At 69.2% G+C, this 1,146-nt stretch carries 2 protein-coding genes; both read left to right on the forward strand.

Annotated features, from left to right (window positions below):
* On the forward strand, positions 1 to 223 hold a 223-nt coding region (locus HMPREF0178_RS20045), incomplete at its 5' end, for a hypothetical protein (protein WP_009369364.1).
* A 15-nt stretch (positions 224 to 238) separates the two neighbouring features.
* Positions 239 to 1,146 (forward strand): hypothetical protein (locus tag HMPREF0178_RS20050; RefSeq protein WP_009369365.1); only part of this gene is annotated, 908 nt, incomplete at its 3' end.

A 1,146-nucleotide genomic window follows, 5' to 3' on the forward strand; every position in this document is an offset into this window, starting at 1 on the left:
CCTTGAGGCGGCTTGCAGCTTTATCGAGGCCTGCCAAGCCTGCCTGCCCCAATCGGGCGTGCTGAACGTCGTCCTCGACGCCGAGCGCTGCGCATGGCGTCTGGACACCCCGGAAGGCGACGTGCAGCAACAGGGCGAAGGCCTGTATGCCCTGCTGGATCTGATGCAGGGGCTCGATTCCGGGCTTGTCGGCATGTCCAACGTCAACTGGATGCGCGTCTAGCGCACGGAGGCCACCATGAGCTCCACGATTTTCACCGCGACGTCCGGGACTTCCATCAGCGTCGATCCCCATGCGGACGTCGAAGGCGCCGGGCAGCAAAACCCCGCAGTTCCCCACGACGCCCAGAACGGGGCGCCGGCCCCCGGAAACCCGCCCAATGAGGATCTCGTCCAGGCCGAGGCGCGGCTGCGCCAGATGCTGGACACCGCCCTTGACCGTTCCGGCGGGCTGCGGGGCATCGGCGGGGATCTGTACGACGCCATCAAAACCGAAATCCCCCGACCCAAAGTCTTCCACGGCGGCTTCCGCATCCACTCCGCCATGCTGAAGGCCGCCAACGCCTGCGACGTGGCGGCGGCGAACCTGCGCCGCATCCCCATCGCGGACTTCCACGCCAATCCGCTTCCCGATGCCGCCTTCGCCGCGCTGGAAGCGTTCGTCGGCGCGCAGAACGAGCTCTACACCCAGATCGGCGCATTCCAGAAGGCCAGCGGCGTCAGCGCCGCCCTGCTCGATTCGCTGGCGCAGGCCACCCAGTTCCGGGCTTCCGAGGCGCTGAATTTCGCCGCCACCATGCAGCTCGCGGCGATGCCCGCCGAACGGCGGCAGCAGATAGCCCCCGGCGTCGCGGATCCGCAGGCGCCCACGGCGGGGAAAGCCATGCAGGACATGGCGCACTTCATGCACGGCAGCGGTGACGTCGCCGGGGCATTCAGGGCCGACGCGGCGCGGCTTTTCGGGAGCATCGACGCGCTGGAAGGCCGCAAGGGGCAGATGCCGCTGGCCGAATTCCGGGATACGGCCACCCGGTTGCGCGCCGATCTCGAAGCCCTGCGCGGCCGCATCGACGGGGCGATACACCCCAACGCCGATCCCGGGGGCGGCCCCGTCCTCATCCCCGACCGCACCCTGTTCGCCCCCGC

Origin of the sequence: Bilophila sp. 4_1_30, from assembly GCF_000224655.1 — a bacterium.
Taxonomy (GTDB): domain Bacteria; phylum Desulfobacterota; class Desulfovibrionia; order Desulfovibrionales; family Desulfovibrionaceae; genus Bilophila; species Bilophila wadsworthia.